Below are 18,430 nucleotides of genomic sequence, written 5' to 3'. Positions count from 1 at the left end.
AGCCAATAAATTTTAATTAACAATCATGGTTACAGATCATCAGCTTTTTATAAATATCGGAAATATTTCCCTTATTGCTTTTTATTCACCAGGGTGGTTTTACCTGGTAATTCTTTTTGTTGCATTTGTATTTGGATATTTCTACCACCGGTCAAAAATAAACAAGTCATTAAACCAGATGGCTGAACTGCAAAGTGCACTTCATCAAAGTGCTGAATTGCTTACTTATGCCCGGCGGAATGAACAAATCGCCCGCGGAGATGCCCGGAACGCCAATACTAATAAAAGCCTTCTTTTATCACAAATAAGCCATGACATACGTACCCCCATGACTACATTAATGGGTATGGCGTCGCTGCTCACCGAAACTACACTTACCTCCGAGCAGCATGAATATGCTTCAGCCATCCTGCTTTCCGGTGAAAGTTTGCTCGGGCTGATCAATGATATATTAATGAAAGATATACTAGAGTATTCAAAGGTGGACACAGGGAAAGAGCTTGATGTTAAAGAATTTAATCTGCGAAACAGCATTGAAGAAGTGTTTGATGTTTTTGCTGTTACGGCAGCACATGCGGGTTTGGATCTGGTTTATCGGATCGGAAAGACAGTACCCGTTCAACTTGTTGGCGACAATCAGCGCTTTCGGCAGATATTGATGAACCTGGTAGAAAATGCCATCAGATTCACACAAAGAGGAGAGATATATATCGGCGTTCAATTTCTTGAAGCTGTTGAAGATAATCATGTAAAACTGATGATCGAAGTTAAAGATAGCGGCATCGGTATTTCAGAGGCTAAAATCCGGGAACTGTCAAGAGTGTTAATGCAAACAGCGCCGGTACTAAAAACTGGAGGTGCCACTGGCGTAGGATTGATCATTTGTAAAAACCTTGTGATGCTGATGGGGGGTACCATTGCGGTTGACAGTGTAGAAAATGAAGGTGCGGCTTTTCATTTCACACTGCCGTTTCGAACAAATATACAGCCCTTATTACCTACAATCAGCAACGATATTAAAAGAAAGAAAGTATTGATAATTGACGATAATGCCACCGTAAGGGATATGCTCAGAAACAGGTTCGAGGCGTGGCTTTTGACAGTATCCGAGGCCGGCTCCGGCAAAAATGCCCTGGAAATATTATCAGACAAGCCGGATTTAGATTTAATAATTACCGATCTGCAAATGCCGGAGATGGACGGTATCACACTGACTCAATCAATAAAAAAATTGTACCCACACACCCCCATTATGCTTTTGAACAACACTGGCGATGAGGGCTATAAAAAACACCCGGAACTTTTTAGTTCAGTTATAAATAAACCCATCAGGCGGCATATTTTGAAAGAACAAGTTATTTCACTGATCAGGCAAACCGGGGAAAATGCTTTAACCAGTGATCATAGCAATAAGCAAAAACTCTCTGTCGATTTTGCAAAACAGTACCCATTAAAAATCCTGGTAGCCGATGATGTTGTGATGAACCAAAAAATAGTTGGCAAGATTTTAAATAAGCTTGGTTACGAACCTAAAATGACCAACAATGGTAAAGAGGTGCTGGAAGAAGTAAGTAACAATTATTATGATGTGATACTTATGGACGTCCAAATGCCCGAAATGGATGGGCTTGAGGCCACTAAAATGATCCGTGTTTGTTTGAGTAATCAACCGGTTATAATTGCCATGACGGCTAATACTTTGCAAGGCGACCGTGAAGAATGCCTGAGGGCCGGAATGGACGATTATATTGCTAAACCCGTAAATCTTACAGAGCTTGTAAACTTACTTGAAAAATGGAGCCTGCACAGCAATACAGAGGTGTAACTTTTAAAAATTAAGGCAATGAAAACTAAAAATAGCGTCATAACATTAATCCAGGGATTGATGCTCCTGCCGTCATTCCTAATGGGGCAAGGCATAATAACTTCGTCAAATGCTTATGTAATTGCCAACAGTTGCTACGTTGTGGTATCAGGAAATGTGGCTAACTCGGGCACTTTAAACTTGCAATCCGGAAACTTCACGATGTCGGGCAATTATACCAATAGCGGCACTTACACACAGGGCACCGCGAACATGGTTTTTAACGGCAGCAACCAGGTGCTTACAGATAACGGCTTCGGAACAATGTTTACCAATGTGTTTTTTAGCGGAAACGGCGGTTCGGGAAATCCGGCCGTTATGAGCTCGGGTAATTTTTCTGTTTCAAGCCAGGGTGTACTAACTATGGTTAATTCAACGTCTTTAAATGCGAATGGCAATTTAACATTGAATTCGGATGCAACCAGTTCAGCAACAGTTGCAGCTATTCCTTCAGGGTCAACAATTACCAACAGTGTAAACGTACAACGTTATATCACCGGCGGGGCTGGTTACCGGGGTTACCGTTTAATATCCTCACCAGTGTATTCGGCCACCGTTAGTTCAAATAATGTTTTCAGCATCAATTACCTCACTTCTTCCGTATTTCTGACCGGCAGTTCGGGTGGCGGCTTTGATAAAACCGGCAACCCGACGCTATATTTATACCGCGAGGACCAGTTACCCTCTAACTCCTCGTTTACCAGCGGGAATTTTGAGGGGATAAGCGCGATCAATAATTCCCCTGCCTATAATTATTCAGTTAGCGGTGCAGGTACTTTTGGTGCTTTTTATCTTCCTGCCGGCAATGGGGTAATGTTTTTTTTCCGGGGGAACAGGGCTTCCGCTTCTTTAACAACCGAAACCACACCGGGCTATACCCCAGTAACCGTTACCACAACCACAACGGCAACTTTAAACCAGGGACAGGTAGTCGTGCACGACTGGTACACCCCTGCGTTAGCAAATTTAGGGTACACAAGCGCTACCGCAAATGCCGCTGTAAGAGGTTTTAATTTGGTTGGAAACCCATATGCAAGTTCCATTGATTGGGAGCAATATAATACCACCACCACAACATCTGGTATTTATGCTAATAACGTATCAAATACAATTTATGAGCTTAATCCGGCCACTAATAATTACGATGTTTATCAGGTGGGCGGCATCTTCACTAACCATGGCTCCAGAACGATAGCAAGCGGGCAGGGATTTTTTGTCTTGGCCACCAACAATTCCAGCCCAAAGCTTATTTTTAATGAAACCGCAAAATCATTAACCCAAAATACTGGCCTTAATCTTTTTATGACAACTAAGGGGGATATGACCACTTTGAATAAGGTGAATATAAACCCGCATTTACGCTTGCAGATGTCAATGGATTCGGTCAATTCGGATGATGTTTATATCGGCTTTGATGCTGGCGCATCTGCTCAATTTACGGCCGATTATGACGCCCCATACCGGCCGGGGAACGGCCAGGTAAGCCTGGGCAGTTATTCTGTCGACAGTGTTATGCTGGCGATAAACAAAATGCCTCTGCCAAAATTACAACAGAGAATCATTCCATTGTTTGTTACTGCAAAGGCATACGGTACTTATCGTTTGAACCTTACTGAAATTGCAGCTATACCCCAAATGTATGATATATGGCTGATGGATAAATTCAATAAGGATTCATTAGATATGCGCCACAATCCAACCTATGCTTTTGATATCACCACAGATACCAATAGTTATGGCAGCAAGCGTTTTCAATTGGTTATTCGCGAAAATCAGGCATTAATGGTGCACTTGCTAAATTTTACTGCAACCAAAGCACAAAACGGCGCACAGGCAGTTTGGGTAACCGAAAACGAACAAAACTACACCAACTTTACCGTTGAAAGAAGCACAGATGGTGGAAAAACGTTTCCGATTTTGGGAGGATATGCATCCAGCGCCCAGAGTACCTAGAGCTTTTTAGATAAAAATCCGGCGAATGGCGCAAACATGTACAGGTTAAAGTTAGAAGATATTAACGGAACTATTACCTGTTCAAACGTGGTTACTGTGATGTATGGCAACGGAGCAAGCCTGGTAAAAACTGGGATCACAGTTTATCCTAATCCCGCAAAAAACATCATGAATTTGAGTATAGCGACCGGATTTAACCCGGGCATCACCACTGCATCGATTGCTAACCCCGCGGCTGGTAAGTCCTACGATATCCAGATAGCCAATATTTTAGGATCAGCAATGGAGAAGACAACGATCAATCAGCTGAACTGGCAAACGGATGTAAGCGCACTTATGCCGGGTACTTATATCATCACTGTTACTAACAATAAAGACAAAAGCTTGGTTGGCAAGGCGAAATTTATAAAACTTTGAGTTGAAAATATACACGTTCTCCCAATAATAAGGTAAATAGGCGTTTGTGATTTACCCTGCCACCAGGTGGGGGACAGATGCTTTGCCCTTCTATATCAAATACCGTCTTCGTAACAATTTGATAACCAATTAGCCCCAAGGGTTACCTTTTGCCACTATCCGGTATCAATATAAAATCCAAAAAACATGAAGACAAAATTTTTAATCCCGCTTGCGGGGCTGGCATTCCTTTGCGCATGCAAAGGCAAATCGGGCAGTTATGAGACTTTGAATAACAGCATCAGCGCCGATACGCTTATGAAAGATTCGATTTCCGGGGCGAAACTGGTAAAAACCGCAGGCATCCATTTCAAAGTGAAAAATGTGCAGCAAACTGCTGAACACATAGCGGCGCTCACAACAGGTATTAACGGTATGGTGATCCATCACCAGATGGGTTCAACTGCCGAGCGCAGCCAGGATATCCGCATCAGCAATGATTCGGTTATGCGGGTAACAGCTTTTAACACCACCGCAGAAATGACGGTAAAGATACCTTCAACCAAACTGGATGAATTTTTGAACCAGGTAGGGCATTTGGGTATTTATGTGAATGACCGCAGCATGGATATCACCGATAAGTCGCTTGATTACCTCTCCGCGCAGCTAAAACTTAAAAATAGGGCCGAACTGGTAAGCCAGCAAAGGAAAGGAAAGATCATCATCAAAAAACCTGAGGATGTGTTGAATTTAAAGGATGATATGATTGACCAGCAGATCGGCAACCGGCAAATTGATGATGCTGTTAAAAACAGCATTGTTACCCTCAGTTTTTATCAAAGCAATACCATTAATAAAGAAGTAATTGCCAATGACGATCCGTCAGCATATAATCTTCCATTTTTCAGGCGCCTGGGCATGGCCGTTGAAAACGGCTGGGGAATATTCGTAGATGTTATTATAGGTATGGCTAATCTTTGGGTGTTTATATTGGCCGGAATAGGCGCCTGGGTGCTGCTCCGAAACTATCGGGGCAAAAAGATAATAAAACCAATTAAAAGCTGATCCAGTTATTTAGCATAAAATTCAATAAATAAATTCCTAACCCGGGTACCTTTTAATAGTTAAAGGTCTCCATAACCAATCCCTACAAATCATGAAAACAAAATTTTTGATCCCGCTTGCGGGGCTGGCATTGCTATGCGCATGCAAAGGCCAAAGTAGTTCATATGAATCCACTGATACGCTAAAAGCATCAGCAGATACAACATAAGAAGTATTGGGCGCAGCAAAAGTTATTCATAATGATACAATACAAAGTCATCCTAAAGTTGTGAAGACAGCCGAAATACGGTTCCAGGTAAAGAATGTGCGGCAAACAACGGAGCAAATTACGGCAATAACGGAAAATTATAACGGGCAGGTAATTCATCATGTGATGCGCTCAACGGCAGGGGATAGCGTCGACGTCCGAAAAAGTGACGACTCCATTATGCGGGTTACCCTCGTTAATTCAACGGCGGAGATGACCGTTAAGATCCCGCCGGCAAGCCTGAGCGATTTTATGAATAAGGTAGCTCAACTGGGTATCCGGGTGAATGATCAAAAAATGGAGGTGACGGATAAAACATTGGACTACCTTTCAACGCGGCTGAAACTTAAAAATCAAAACGAATTGGTGGCAGTGCAAAAGAAAGCAACGGGCAATAAAAAAGACCCTGATAATTTGCTGGCCTTTAAAAACAACATGGTCGATCAGCAAATAAACAACAGTAAGATTGATGATTCTGTAAAATTCAGCACAGTAACGCTCAGTTTTTATGAATCCAACGTAGTTAGCAAAAGGATGATGGCTGATAATAAACTTTCAGATTATCAGCAACCATTTTCAAGACGATTCGGCGCTTCATTTGAGACTGGCTGGAATGTATTTGTGGAGATATTGATCGGTATTTCCAACTTTTGGATACTGCTACCCCTGGGCTTTATAATTTGGCTGACGATCAGCTATTTTAAAAGAAAGGCGTTGGTTAAAGGTTGATCGGGGTGGCCAGGTGAGTGGTTAATGGAGTGACGATCAATAACTACTCACCTGATCAACTTATTCCAACTTAATCAACTAATTAAATTTTAACAATTCGGTAAACATTTATATTTTTGCCCAACCATAAAAAACAGCGAAAAATGAATACTACTGAAAACGCCAATTCCGAACGTCACTACATTACTATCGTCATTGCAATTATTATAGGCCTTTTGGGTGTGTATCTTCGTTTTGCCGATTTCCCTTACAATAATATTGTTGCCAATATTCTTTTAATAACCGGTGTGGGAATCGCTTTAAAAGGCGTTTTTGGAATACTTGAATAAGTCTTAAGTTCTAAGTCTTTAGTCTTCAGTCAAAAATCATTTTGGCTTATTGTTTCGTTATTTTTTGTGCTTTCTGCCGACTTTTGACTTAAGACTCCTGACTCAAGACTTCATTTCGGATGATAGTCCGATTCAGTTAATATCTTCTGGGCGTCATTATCCCCCATTAGTTGCTGTAAGGTAACATCCGGGTGCTTTTCCATATACCTTCGTACAATTTGCCAGCCTGTCCAAATGGCCAGTTTAGGTGCCGATTCATTTTTTTCGCCAAGCCCGGGGGTGAAAGGCGCCATGGAAATATATTTTTGAATTTTTTGGTAATCGCTTTCGTAAAGCAGGTTCTGGTCAATAAACCAGGCCCAAATCTTCGATTCAAACTGCTTGCACCACTTTAACTGTGCATCTGTATAACCAATTTTAAGGGTATCAGCGGCATCGGGCAATACCTGGTCCATAAAATACATGATCTTGCCGTTATAGATCATTTTCGACATCAATGTTTTGCTGCTGTCGCTTTCAGGGAACATGTCTTCGCGTGTTATAGCCTCAGTTAGCCGGGGGCAAATATTCTGTTCGTTAAAATTGCGGGACATATAGCGGGGCCATGCGGACGTTAACGCCGGGTAAAACCTTGAATTGCCGCCTAAGAATAAATCAAGCCCAATACCATATAAGCCATTGTCAGTAATAATGGGTGTCTCAAATCCCGAAACGAATGCATATACCGCCGGCAGTTTTTTTTCAGGGTAATAGTATTTGATATGTCTGAAAGCGTCTGTCAGTTCGGCCCCGGCTTTATCCAGGTTGGGGTATACTGAATCAATGTCATGTTTCAGGTCGTTATAATCTTTAGTAACAAAAACCTTGCGTAGCAAAGCAAAATAAGCAGTGTCGGTGGTGTTGATCTGGTTATCCTGTAATAGCGTTGCGATAAAATCGTGGTAAAATGGGCCGTATTTTTTTTGCAGGTAGGCCGCCTGCTGCGCCATAGGCTTGGTTTTCATGGCATCGAATTCTTTATCAAAACGTTCAATTTTTACATTTACCGGAATATTGCTTACATCAACCTTTTTATGGCCACAGGCGCTTAATAATACACCTGTTAAAAAAAATAGGTAAATTTGTTTTGTTTTGTTGAAAAGGATCATTTTTTATGCTTTCGGCAAAATTAATTTTTTATTTGCATTAAACACCCTAAACGCAGCATTTCAAACGTTAGTTTAGGACCTGTATAAAATCACTATTAATAATGAAGATCGCATTAGCACAGCTTAATTACCATATCGGCAACTTTGAATCAAACACTGCGAAAATTATTGATCATATCCGAATCGCGCGCGATAACGGCGCTGACCTCGTTGTTTTTGCTGAATTGTGCGTTTGTGGGTATCCATCACGCGATTTTTTAGAGTTTGATGAATTTATTGATCTGTGCGAAACCGCAGCCCAACAAATTGCTGCCGGGTGTGAGGATATTGCCTGTATTATAGGCCTGCCTACACCTAACAACAATAATGAAGGCAAAGAATTATATAACTCGGCTTATTTTATTGAAAACGGAAAAGTTAAGGCGGTTGCGCATAAGGCGCTGTTGCCTAACTATGATGTATTTGACGAATACCGATACTTTGAACCATCTACCGAATTTAGTTGTATTGACTTTAAAGGACACCGGATAGCCCTTACCATTTGCGAAGACCTTTGGAACGATATTGAAAACCCGCTTTACATTACGCGCCCAATGGATATCCTGATCCAGGAGCGGCCGGATGTAATGATCAATATCGCCGCGTCTCCCTTTGCTTATAACCATGACGAGGAGCGGATTGAAATTTTGAGCGATAACGCTAAGAGATACCAGCTGCCTTTGTTATATGTGAACAATATTGGCGCACAAACTGAATTGATATTTGATGGTGGCTCGCTTGTTTTTGATGATGCAGGTGAGCTTATCGACGAGATGCCTTATTTTGAAGAGAGTATGGCTTATTACCAGCTTGATAAAAACGGTGGTGTTAGTTTTAGCCATCCATCAACTTTAAGAAAAGAAAAGCAAAGCGATATTGAACAGATCCACCATGCTATACTATTAGGGATAAGGGATTATTTTTATAAATCGGGATTTAAACAAGCGATATTGGGACTTTCAGGCGGGATCGACTCTGCGGTGGTGTGCGCATTGGCCGCCGAAGCGTTAGGCCCCCAAAATGTGATGGCGGTATTATTACCATCGCGTTTTTCAAGCGATCATTCTATTAAAGATGCCGAAGATCTGGTGGAAAACCTGGGCTGTATGCACGAAACCGTCAATATCAAAAACATTACCGAAGCCATTGAAAAAACGCTGAGTCCTCAGTTTAAAAACCTTCCATTTAACATAGCGGAAGAAAATATCCAATCACGTACCAGGGCTGTTTTGTTAATGGCCATGTGTAATAAGTTTGGCTATATTTTACTGAATACCTCTAATAAAAGCGAGGCTGCCGTAGGTTACGGTACTTTATATGGCGATATGTGCGGCGGTATTTCGGTTATCGGTGATGTTTACAAAACCCAGGTTTTTGAACTTGCCCGGTATATTAACCGCGATAGGGAGATCATCCCCATAAATTCTATTGTTAAACCGCCGTCGGCAGAATTAAGGCCGAACCAGAAGGATACCGATTCATTGCCGGAATACGATATTCTTGATAAAATAATTGCAGAATATGTCGAAGGCAGATGCTCATCGGCAACCATCATAAAAATGGGGTATGATGAAAAAATAGTACGTAAGGTGATACGGTTAATTAACCTGTCGGAGCATAAACGATACCAAACACCGCCAATACTGCGGGTATCGCCAAAAGCATTCGGGATGGGCCGCAGGATGCCAATTGTAGGAAAATATTTGTCGTAAACTTATTTTTTTTGTTATTAAACCTTTTACCATTAGTCAGTCTAATAAAAATACCGGGAGAGAAATATCATGAAAAGATCACTAATTTATTTGGGGCTCGCAGTTATATTGCTGTCGGGTTTTTCAGCGTGTACCAGTTATGACTACTACACCGCTGCTATTAATAAAACACATATGGGGGGCTACCGCACTTTTGCCTGGATGCCACCTTCAAAAGGCGAGGGGAACAATGTGAACCAGGCGGCGGATGTAAAAATAAAGGATGCGGCCACCGGCGCTCTGCTGGCAAAAGGTTTACAGTTAGGTCAAAATCATCCCGACCTGGTAGTTACCTATTCACGTATTGTCGGCCGTGGTGCCCGAACTAATTACTATACCCCTTATTACGGTGGGTTTTATCCTGGCTGGGGATTCGGCTGGGGCGGGGGTTGGGGCGGATGGTATCGTCCATACTATGCATACGGTGGTCCGTTTTCATACTATGGCGGTTTAACCTATGCCGAAAAAGAGCATTACAAAGAAGGTACACTGATTATCGATATTATTGATACCCGTACGGGTAAAATTGTATGGAGAGGATTTGGCGTTGGCGAAGTTCATCATAACCCGCAAAAAGACATTGATGATCTGCCAAAGGTAGTTAACGGCATACTGGATCAGTTGCATTTAACTCCGCCCCCACAAATGGGAGTAAGGCAATCTTAAAAGTTATTGATGCAATTATTTAATCCCTTTTGCTGCAGGCAAAGGGGATTTTTGTTTACGGTGCAAATGATATGCTGCAGAAATTACCGCAATTATAGCTAAAACGATAATCCAGGTATCAAGCGGGCACGTTGCGTCGGGGTCAGTTCCTCCGCAAGGTTCGCCGGGCTGTGCAAAAAGAATAGATGAATTTAGAATAAATAATATTAAAGCCCCCCAAAATAATTTACCACGCATACGCCAGATGATTAATTCTCTATTTACAAATGTACAATTTCCCGCAAAATATTTATCAAAATTAACACCTATATTTCAAATTGATATATTTCGATGAAAATACTTACATACCGGTATTGCTTTAAAATTGCTAGAGCTTTATAAAGGTGGCCTGTCCGATGGCAGTGTTATTACTGGTATTTGTTACCGTTATAACATACGTGCCGGGCATTATGCTGCTTACGTCAGTTTGCCAGTTTTGGCCATTTGTTGTCGCATTAGTCACTACCGACCCCAATATGTTTGTTATTTGGATATTGTAGGCAACTGATGAACTGGTGCCCGGTGTAAGTATGCTGCTGTTAAAATCCGGAGCAATATTTAAATTCACTATGCTTTCTACCGGGTTAGGGTAAACCACTATCCCGGTTTTAACCAGGCCCGTTCCATTACCATACATCACAGTAACCGCGTTTGAATATGAAACTGTTCCGTTAATATCTTCTATTTTTAACCTGTAAAGGTTTGCCCCTTTCGCGGGGTTTTTATCTAAAAAGGTATAAGTACCCAGCGCGCTGGAAGCGTAGCCGCCCAATACTTTAAATGTGATTCCTCCGTCAGTACTTCTTTCAACAGTAAAGTTGGTATAATTCTCTTCGTTTTCAGTTACCCAAACTGCTTGCGTACCGTTTTCTACCTTGTTTGCTGTAAAATTTAATAAATGAAGTCCTAACGCCGGATTTTGCCTTATTACCAGTTGAAAGCGGTTGTTTCCGTAGCTGGTCGTATCTGTAGTTATGTCAAATCTATAGGTTGAATTAACCCTGATATTTAATGAATCTTTTTTGAATTTATCCATTAGCCATATGTCATAAATCTTTGGTACAGCCTGCAAATCGGTTCGTTGAAGGGTATAGGTACCATATGCTTTTGCGGTAACAAATAATTTTATAACCTGTGGTGCCAGTTTTGGCAGCGGCAAATTATTAATGGAAAGTGGTACGCCATCGGATGAAAAGCTTGCTAAACTTTCCGGAGCGTTGTTGCCAGCCAAAAATTTGCTGTCTTCAAAGGGATCGTAATTAGTTGAGGTCGATGAATTAAATCCGACAAAAATATCGTCATAATTTATTGAATCGGTTACCAGTTTTAAACGAAGGGATTGTGGTACGGCTGATTGTATAGGAGAAGTGTTCATTAATAAACCTGAACCGGTTAGCTTTGCAGCGGCTGGTACTGTACCTGTTCCTGATACTCCATTATTATTTAATACTACTTTAGCATATTCGGAAATCGTTAACGCCGGACTGGCAGCAGTAGCTTGTACCACGAAACCTTGACCGCTGGCAATATACCTCGACGCGTTGCCCGTAGCGGTGCCTGTTGTTGATGATGTTGCCTGGTAAGTATCGTACTGGCTGGTTACGGGGTTAAATACCCAAATAGTGGGACTGATGTTCGTACGCACGATAGCTCCTGATCCTGAATAAGATGTCAGCCAGTCAATGGCGGAGGGAAATGGGTTGCCAATCATATTAAAACCCCGTACCGCATAATTGGTGCCGATACCTGCACCGGTATAAGCTAAATTTGATGACGCTGGCGTGTACCAGTCTTTAAAAGTGTACGACCCCACATTCAGGTTTCCTTTCGAGGTTAGCGTAACATTGTCAGGCGCTATATAAGGATAAACAGTCCTGGTTGCCCAGTTTGTTGCTGCGCCCCTGAAAAAGAAAAACACACCGGTACCTACCGGTAAACTATAGGTGCCGCCATCACTTGCGGTGATAGTTCCGCCGCTGGTAGAGTTGGTGATATTGGTGATCCCCAGGAAATTTCCACTGGTAAATGTTTGATTGCTTGGGGTGTAGCTTTCGTTATACAAATAAATAGATGGATTGCCGCCACTGGTGCTGCACCCGGTGCAGCCGGTAACGAAAGTATTTGTGGCGCTGTTGGCAGTTGTTGTCTGGCCCGCTGTGGCGCCTACAATGTAATTTAATCCATATACATAATTACCATTTAAGGTTGTGCCTGTGTTTACGCTGGAGGATATGATTCGGTAATTGCGCTCAATAAAACGGCCTGCCGATACTGTGGCTGAACCCTGAAAATATCTTTCAACATTAAATGTTCCGGTAAAAGCGTTGTTTTTTCCCTGCGGGATTTCACCTATCGTTGCCGAACCATTTGCATTTGACTGCAGGGTAAAAGTTCCGCCGTTTTCGTTGTTGATGATGCAGAACTGGGCTTGATCGTTAAAATAATACATCAGGGATGTTGGACCGACATAAAAGGACCCCGAATTTTCTATCGATCCATAATCGTCCATCTCGATGTTGCAATTTGAATTGGCAGTTCCTGCATAAAAAGTCCCTGCATTGGTAATCGCATGGGTTACATTGGAGCCGCCCTGCAGGTACAGGGTGCAATTGCCGTTGGCGGTTATAGTACCGCCATTATAAATATACGAACCGTTATTATCAACCTGGAAGAGGCCTGTACCACTGATGTTAAAGCCCCCATAGTTGCTAAACACAGAGCTGCTTAACTCAAGTATAGTAGAAGTTGAAGCCCCCGAAAAGACCAGGTTTGCGCTGGTAGCGGCTGCATTTACAATGAAGGAGTTGGTTGAAATTAAACTAATACCTGCGGCTATGGTAAGCGTATTATTACCGGTAAAAGTTAGGGTATTAACCGTAACGCCTGCTGATAAAGTAGGCGTATAGGTGGTGCCTGATGGGAGGATAACCCCATCGTAGGTAACGCCCCAACCTCCCGGATACGTTCCGCCGCTGGGGTTTGATGACCAGTTACCGGTGGTAGTCCAGGAGGTTGTGTTTGCCCCTCCCGTCCATGTATAATTGTGGCCCGCTACGATACCGTTATAAGCCGTGTACGTGGGGGAATAGTTACTTATATTAAATCCGCCTGCGCCAACAGGTAACGAGGGTGTAACTGTATAGGTTGAGCCAGCTGTTTGTGCTGCCGTATTGCTTAGTGTTAACGTTACGCTGGTTATGCTTTCACCGGATACAATTCCTGAATAGTTGAAAAAACCAACACTTCCGGCGCCTGAAAGGCTTGCCTGAGCTGTTCCATTAACTTTGGCTGGGCCAGTAGCTACTATATTTAATGTAGCTGCAGTAATATTTGCGGTTAACCCGCCGGGCTGTGTTATGGTATAATTACCGGCCCTTGCTCCGCTTAACGCATACCCGGTTACTGTTACAGCAATGCCCGTAGCAACGTTTTGAGACGTAAATACGGCAGTTGGCGTTCCGCCCAGTGTTACAACGTCGCTGCCTATAATCCCGCTTAATGCTGCGGTGCCTGATATGGTTGCAGTTGTTGTACCGTCATAGGATTTATTACTGACGGTTATGCCTGTAATTGTTAAAGCTTTAGGGGTAATATTGGCAGTTATACCTGGTTGTGTTATGGTATAGTTACCGGCACTTGCACCCGTTAACGCTATGGTTACGGAAATTCCGGTTCCTACGTTTGCGCTTGCGAAAACTCCGGTTGTGCTTACACTTACCACATCCGGTGAAACCACCCCGATAAGCGTTCCGCCAGTGATCGTTGCAACGGTTGTTCCGTCGTATACCTTGTTAGTTGCTGCGGCACCACTTTCTGTTAAAGCTTTTGGCGTTATATTGGCAGTTACGCCTGGCTGTGTAAGTGTATAGTTCCCGGCATTTGCACCGCCGATATAAAAAGTTAGCACTATCCCATTACCTACATTTGCTGTTGCGAACGTACAGGTAGCGTTTATTGTTACCGCATCGGGTGAAATAATGCCCGATAATGTGCCGCCGGTAACGGAATTCAGTGTTGTTCCGTCATAAACCTTGTTGCCACCGGCAGCGCCGATCATGGTTATTGCTTTTGGTGTTATTGTTATGTTCCCGCTTAGATAGGTTAATGAATAATTTCCGGCTGTAAAAGTACCGCCGGTTGCGGCTGATGCAGTTACGGTACCGGTATTGGTGCCTACCGGGGCGTTTGCAGCTGAACCGGTACCATAGGCAATGGTTACACTGCCAATAGTTTCTCCATTTTGTAACCCGGTAGAAGTAAATGCTGTTGATCCTGCCGCCCCCGTTAAAAGGGTACCATAAACTTTTGAAACGCTGTTTGCAGTAATGGTTAAGGGCGCCGCCGTGATATTGGCCGCCAAACCAGCAGGCTGTGTTAATGTATAATTACCCGCATTTGCGCCGGTTAGCGTGCACGTTGGTGTAACAACAATACTGGTACCAACGTTAGCGCTCGCAAAAGTGCCGGTGCCGGAAAGGGTAACTACATCGGGCAACACAATGCCGCTTAGCGTTCCGGCAATTGTTGCGGCTGTGGTGCCGTTATAAACTTTGTTTGCGGCAACGGGGCTCGTAACTGTTAAAGGTTTTGTGCCGACAACCAATGTCAGGCCGGAACTGCTGCCAGATACGCCGCCGTTATTATCCGTAGTGGAAAGGGTGAAACCATATCCGGCTGTTGACGCAGGTGTTGCAGCAGATGTTGTTATGGTTAACGTAATTGTTTTTGTCCCGGTAGACGTAGGTAAAAAACTAGCCGCTGCATTTGTTCCGCCGGTTAGCCCCATGCCTGAAGATACAGTCGTCAAAGAGTAGGTTACGCCTGTTGGTGTCCCACTGGTCCAAGCAAGAGCAAGTTTATCCTGGGCACTGGTACCGGTTGAAGTAACGACAGCATAAGTTATAGTATAGGTTACCGATGAAACAGTGCCATAGGTGGCCGTACCGGTTTGTGCTCCATAAGCCGCCGCCGGGAGTTTGTAATTGGTTGCAAATGTTTTGTTTGCTAAAAACAAATTGGCCGTTACCAAAATTAAAGCCCCCCAAAATAATTTACCACGCATACGCCAGATGATTAATTCTCTATTTACAAATAATTTATAGAACCATTTATGGCAAAATCTCTGCCATAAAGTGCTAAGGGCCTTCAATGCATGAAAATGTGTGGAATAAAATGAAAAAAACTATCTATAATATTTGAAAATTTCTTTTATAGAGATTGTCGTTAATCAAAAATATAAGTTGTTTCTTAAGGATTAACGAGGTGTGTAAAATTTAAATTCACGCCCGTCCAATATTTTAGACTAAATTCCCCATTTTTACCCGTAATGCTTTCTCAATTATTAAATAGGCTCATTTAAATGGGGTGATAGTAGTTAATCGGGTTAAAACGACGGCCTGTTCACCAACAGGGAAAGTTTGGAAACAGTGATTTTACTAAATACTTTTCTTTTGAAGAATAATTTATAAAAAATAAAGCGTTTGCCCTGTTTAATATTTTTATTTAGATGAAGGGAAATAGTCAAATTCATAATATATTGTCGCCGAGCTTGATTTTGAAATTTAATTTACTTCAAAGAATTTTAAATAATAACCACCCTTGGTCAGTATGAATAATTTATACGCAGCAGTTTTAATGCCATTTTTTTTGCTGTGTATAGCATCTGAAACATTCGGTCAGCACAAATTGGTTTCCGATGTAAAAAGCAGGGAGTTGGCTGATACGTCTACGCGTTTAAATAATTTATTCCAGGTAAATCATCAAAAGGCAATAACGCTTGCTAAAACCCATGGATGGCCTGTGACCATCAAAACAAAAAATGGGGGACTGGCTTCACTGCAAGGCACAAATAGCCTTGGCTACCCGGTTTACCTGGTTACTTATGACAATATTATCGCAGCAGCAACCACCCAAACAAATACCGTACAGCCGGGAGGTTTTTTGGGCTTGAACCTTTCAGGCGCGAGCGCAGGTTTAAATGATAAACTAGCCATTTGGGATGGCGGCGAAGTTGATAAAGCTCACCAGGAGTTTGCGGGGAAAACAATAACGCTTGAAGATGCACAACCTGTTGCAGATCATGCTACCCATGTGGCGGGGACTATGATAGCAAAAGGCGTATATCCCCCAGCAAAGGGAATGGCTTTTAATGCGGCTACCCTGCATTCGTATTATTTTGATAACGACGTGTCGAAAATGAATGCTGCAGCGTCAGGCTTATTGTTGTCAAATCATTCCTACGGCGACGAAGCCGGCTGGAATTTTAACAACGACCAAAATCGATGGGAATGGTACGGTTTACCGGGAGATACAGTTGATTATAACTTCGGATTTTACGGAACCCGGACGATGCAGTATGACCAGATCGCTTTTAATGCACGTTATTATTTAATTGTTGAATCAGCAGGCAATGCACATGCTTATCCCGGCCCGGATGTTGGCCAGGATTATTATGGATATCAAAGTGTTAATAATCAAACATTGGTCGATAAGGGCCCAAGGCCATCAACTATTAGCAGTAATGGTGCTTACGATGTGATCAGTTCGACGGGAAATGCAAAAAATATACTCACTGTAGGCGCGGTAAACCCTTTACCCAATGGCCCGGCAAGCAGCAACAATATTTCTATCGCCTATTTCAGCAGCTGGGGGCCAACGGATGATGGACGGGTAAAGCCTGATATCGTTGCCGATGGGGTTGACGTAACTTCTGCCGGAGCAGCCAGTTCAAACACTTACATTACCTTGTCAGGCACCTCCATGGCTGCACCCAATGTTACCGGCTCGTTATACCTTTTGCAGGAATATTATGCCCAAAAACACAATGGCACCTTCATGCGGGCAGCGACACTGAAAGGCATTGCATGCCATACGGCCTATGATGCCGGTAATACCGGACCTGATTATATTTATGGATGGGGACTGCTGGATATGAAGAAAGCAGCGCAGGCGTTAACAGATAACGGATCAGGAAGCCTGGTGACTGAAGCAACACTGCAGCAGGGGCAAACCCAATCCTATAGCGTTGTTGCTGCAGGAAGCGGCCCTTTGTCAGCAACTATTTCATGGACCGATCCGGCAGGACAGGCCAATGCGGATGGGGTAGTTAACAGCCGTATCCCCAAATTGGTGAATGACCTCGATATCCGCATAACTGATGGTTCAACTACCTTTTATCCATGGATACTCGACCCTAATAACCCCTCCTCGGCTGCAAAAACGGGTGATAATATTCTGGATAATGTTGAACAGGTTTTTATCCCCGGAACAGTGCCCGGGAAAGCTTATACCATTACGGTAACTCACAAAGGCACGTTAAAAGGTGGACTACAGGATTATTCATTGATCGTAACAGGTTGCGGGGGCCACGCTTACTGTTTATCAGGGCCGTTATCCAATGCCGATTCAAAGGTGAATAGCCTGTCACTTGCTAACCTTAATTATCTAGCGCCCGCAGGTTGCACTACTTACTTAGATCATACCGATCAAACCATTCAACTGGAGCAGGGAAAAACATATCCTTTCAATATAACATTGGGCACCTGTGGTGGTAATTTTAATAAAGCGGCTAAAATATATATCGACTGGAATGGTAATGGTGTTTTTGATGGAGAAGAGCTGGTTGCTACCACAGGGATCATCAACGGAACCGGGACATACAGTACCAATATTACAGTTCCCGCTACCGTTATTCCGGGAAATTATAGTCTGCTACGTGTTGTGCTGACCGAAACCAGCGATACATCAACCATTAAGCAATGTGGAAACTATGCCAAAGGCGAAACGCAGGACTACCGCGTGCAGTTTTTACAAACAACTACTGACGCCGGTATTCTTTCAATTGTGAACCCGGATACTACGGGCACGTGTCCGGGCAACCCGCAAATTACAGTGATGATCAAAAATTATGGGAGTAAACCTATCAGCAATGTTCCTGTAAAGGTGGTGATTACAGGTCCCGGTCAAACGGTAACTACATTAACCCAAACCTACAGCGCAACGCTGCAACCGCAGGATCAGGAAGCATTTACCCTGAGCGGCAGCTTTACCGCTGTTGCCGGTGCCGTTTACACCATAACAGCTTCAACCAACCTTGGCAGTGACCCGATAAGCGCCAATAACCAGGCAACCGAAACGATAACCATCAATACCCCGTCAACCATCAACAATTTATCAGCCTATTACTGTAATAACAATAAAAACTA

General features: G+C 43.0%; 11 protein-coding genes. 9 read left to right on the top strand and 2 right to left on the bottom strand.

The window, feature by feature from the left end:
- The first annotated feature begins 25 nt into the window (after window positions 1-25).
- The 6 genes from QZY09_RS19515 (at window position 26) to QZY09_RS19490 (ending at window position 6,583) form a co-directional block, all read left to right on the top strand.
- Window positions 26-1,825 carry a response regulator gene (locus tag QZY09_RS19515; protein WP_295675104.1) on the top strand — a complete coding sequence of 600 codons (1,800 nt, stop codon included), beginning with the start codon at window positions 26-28 and terminating at the stop codon, window positions 1,823-1,825.
- Between the two features lie 18 nt (window positions 1,826-1,843).
- Window positions 1,844-3,817: a hypothetical protein gene (locus QZY09_RS19510; RefSeq protein ID WP_295675101.1), complete on the top strand. Its 1,974-nt coding sequence runs from the start codon at window positions 1,844-1,846 to the stop codon at window positions 3,815-3,817.
- 36 nt (window positions 3,818-3,853) lie between these two features.
- A complete protein-coding gene (locus QZY09_RS19505) occupies window positions 3,854-4,234 on the top strand; it encodes a T9SS type A sorting domain-containing protein (RefSeq protein WP_295675098.1) in 381 nt (126 codons plus the stop codon).
- Window positions 4,235-4,420: 186 nt separating this feature from the next.
- Window positions 4,421-5,278 carry a DUF4349 domain-containing protein gene (locus QZY09_RS19500; RefSeq protein ID WP_295675096.1) on the top strand — a complete coding sequence of 286 codons (858 nt, stop codon included), beginning with the start codon at window positions 4,421-4,423 and terminating at the stop codon, window positions 5,276-5,278.
- A gap of 268 nt (window positions 5,279-5,546) precedes the next feature.
- Window positions 5,547-6,254 carry a DUF4349 domain-containing protein gene (locus tag QZY09_RS19495; RefSeq protein WP_295675093.1) on the top strand — a complete coding sequence of 236 codons (708 nt, stop codon included), beginning with the start codon at window positions 5,547-5,549 and terminating at the stop codon, window positions 6,252-6,254.
- A 143-nt stretch (window positions 6,255-6,397) separates the two neighbouring features.
- Window positions 6,398-6,583 (top strand): hypothetical protein, encoded by a 186-nt coding sequence (locus QZY09_RS19490; protein WP_295675091.1) that lies wholly within the window; start codon window positions 6,398-6,400, stop codon window positions 6,581-6,583.
- 110 nt (window positions 6,584-6,693) lie between these two features.
- On the opposite strand, the gene gldB is transcribed toward QZY09_RS19490, so the two are convergent.
- Window positions 6,694-7,731: a gliding motility lipoprotein GldB gene (gene gldB / locus QZY09_RS19485; RefSeq protein ID WP_295675088.1), complete on the bottom strand. Its 1,038-nt coding sequence runs from the start codon at window positions 7,729-7,731 to the stop codon at window positions 6,694-6,696.
- Window positions 7,732-7,832: 101 nt separating this feature from the next.
- On the opposite strand from gldB, the gene QZY09_RS19480 reads away from it, so the two are divergent.
- Together QZY09_RS19480 and QZY09_RS19475 are read left to right on the top strand one after the other, a co-directional pair.
- Window positions 7,833-9,482: an NAD+ synthase gene (locus QZY09_RS19480; protein WP_295675086.1), complete on the top strand. Its 1,650-nt coding sequence runs from the start codon at window positions 7,833-7,835 to the stop codon at window positions 9,480-9,482.
- Window positions 9,483-9,551: 69 nt separating this feature from the next.
- On the top strand, window positions 9,552-10,187 hold the full coding sequence (locus tag QZY09_RS19475; RefSeq protein WP_295675084.1) for a DUF4136 domain-containing protein: 636 nt from the start codon (window positions 9,552-9,554) through the stop codon (window positions 10,185-10,187).
- A gap of 367 nt (window positions 10,188-10,554) precedes the next feature.
- On the opposite strand, the gene QZY09_RS19470 is transcribed toward QZY09_RS19475, so the two are convergent.
- The gene (locus QZY09_RS19470) at window positions 10,555-15,288 is read right to left on the bottom strand and encodes a YDG domain-containing protein (protein ID WP_295675082.1); all 4,734 of its coding nucleotides are present in this window, start codon (window positions 15,286-15,288) and stop codon (window positions 10,555-10,557) included.
- A 545-nt stretch (window positions 15,289-15,833) separates the two neighbouring features.
- Between QZY09_RS19470 and QZY09_RS19465 the strand changes: the two genes are divergently transcribed.
- Window positions 15,834-18,430: S8 family serine peptidase (locus QZY09_RS19465; protein WP_295675080.1), on the top strand; the 2,597-nt coding region annotated here is incomplete at its 3' end.

Origin of the sequence: uncultured Mucilaginibacter sp. (assembly GCF_903913935.1) — a bacterium.
Lineage (GTDB): Bacteria > Bacteroidota > Bacteroidia > Sphingobacteriales > Sphingobacteriaceae > Mucilaginibacter.
This window is presented reverse-complemented; position numbering and strand designations above follow the sequence as displayed.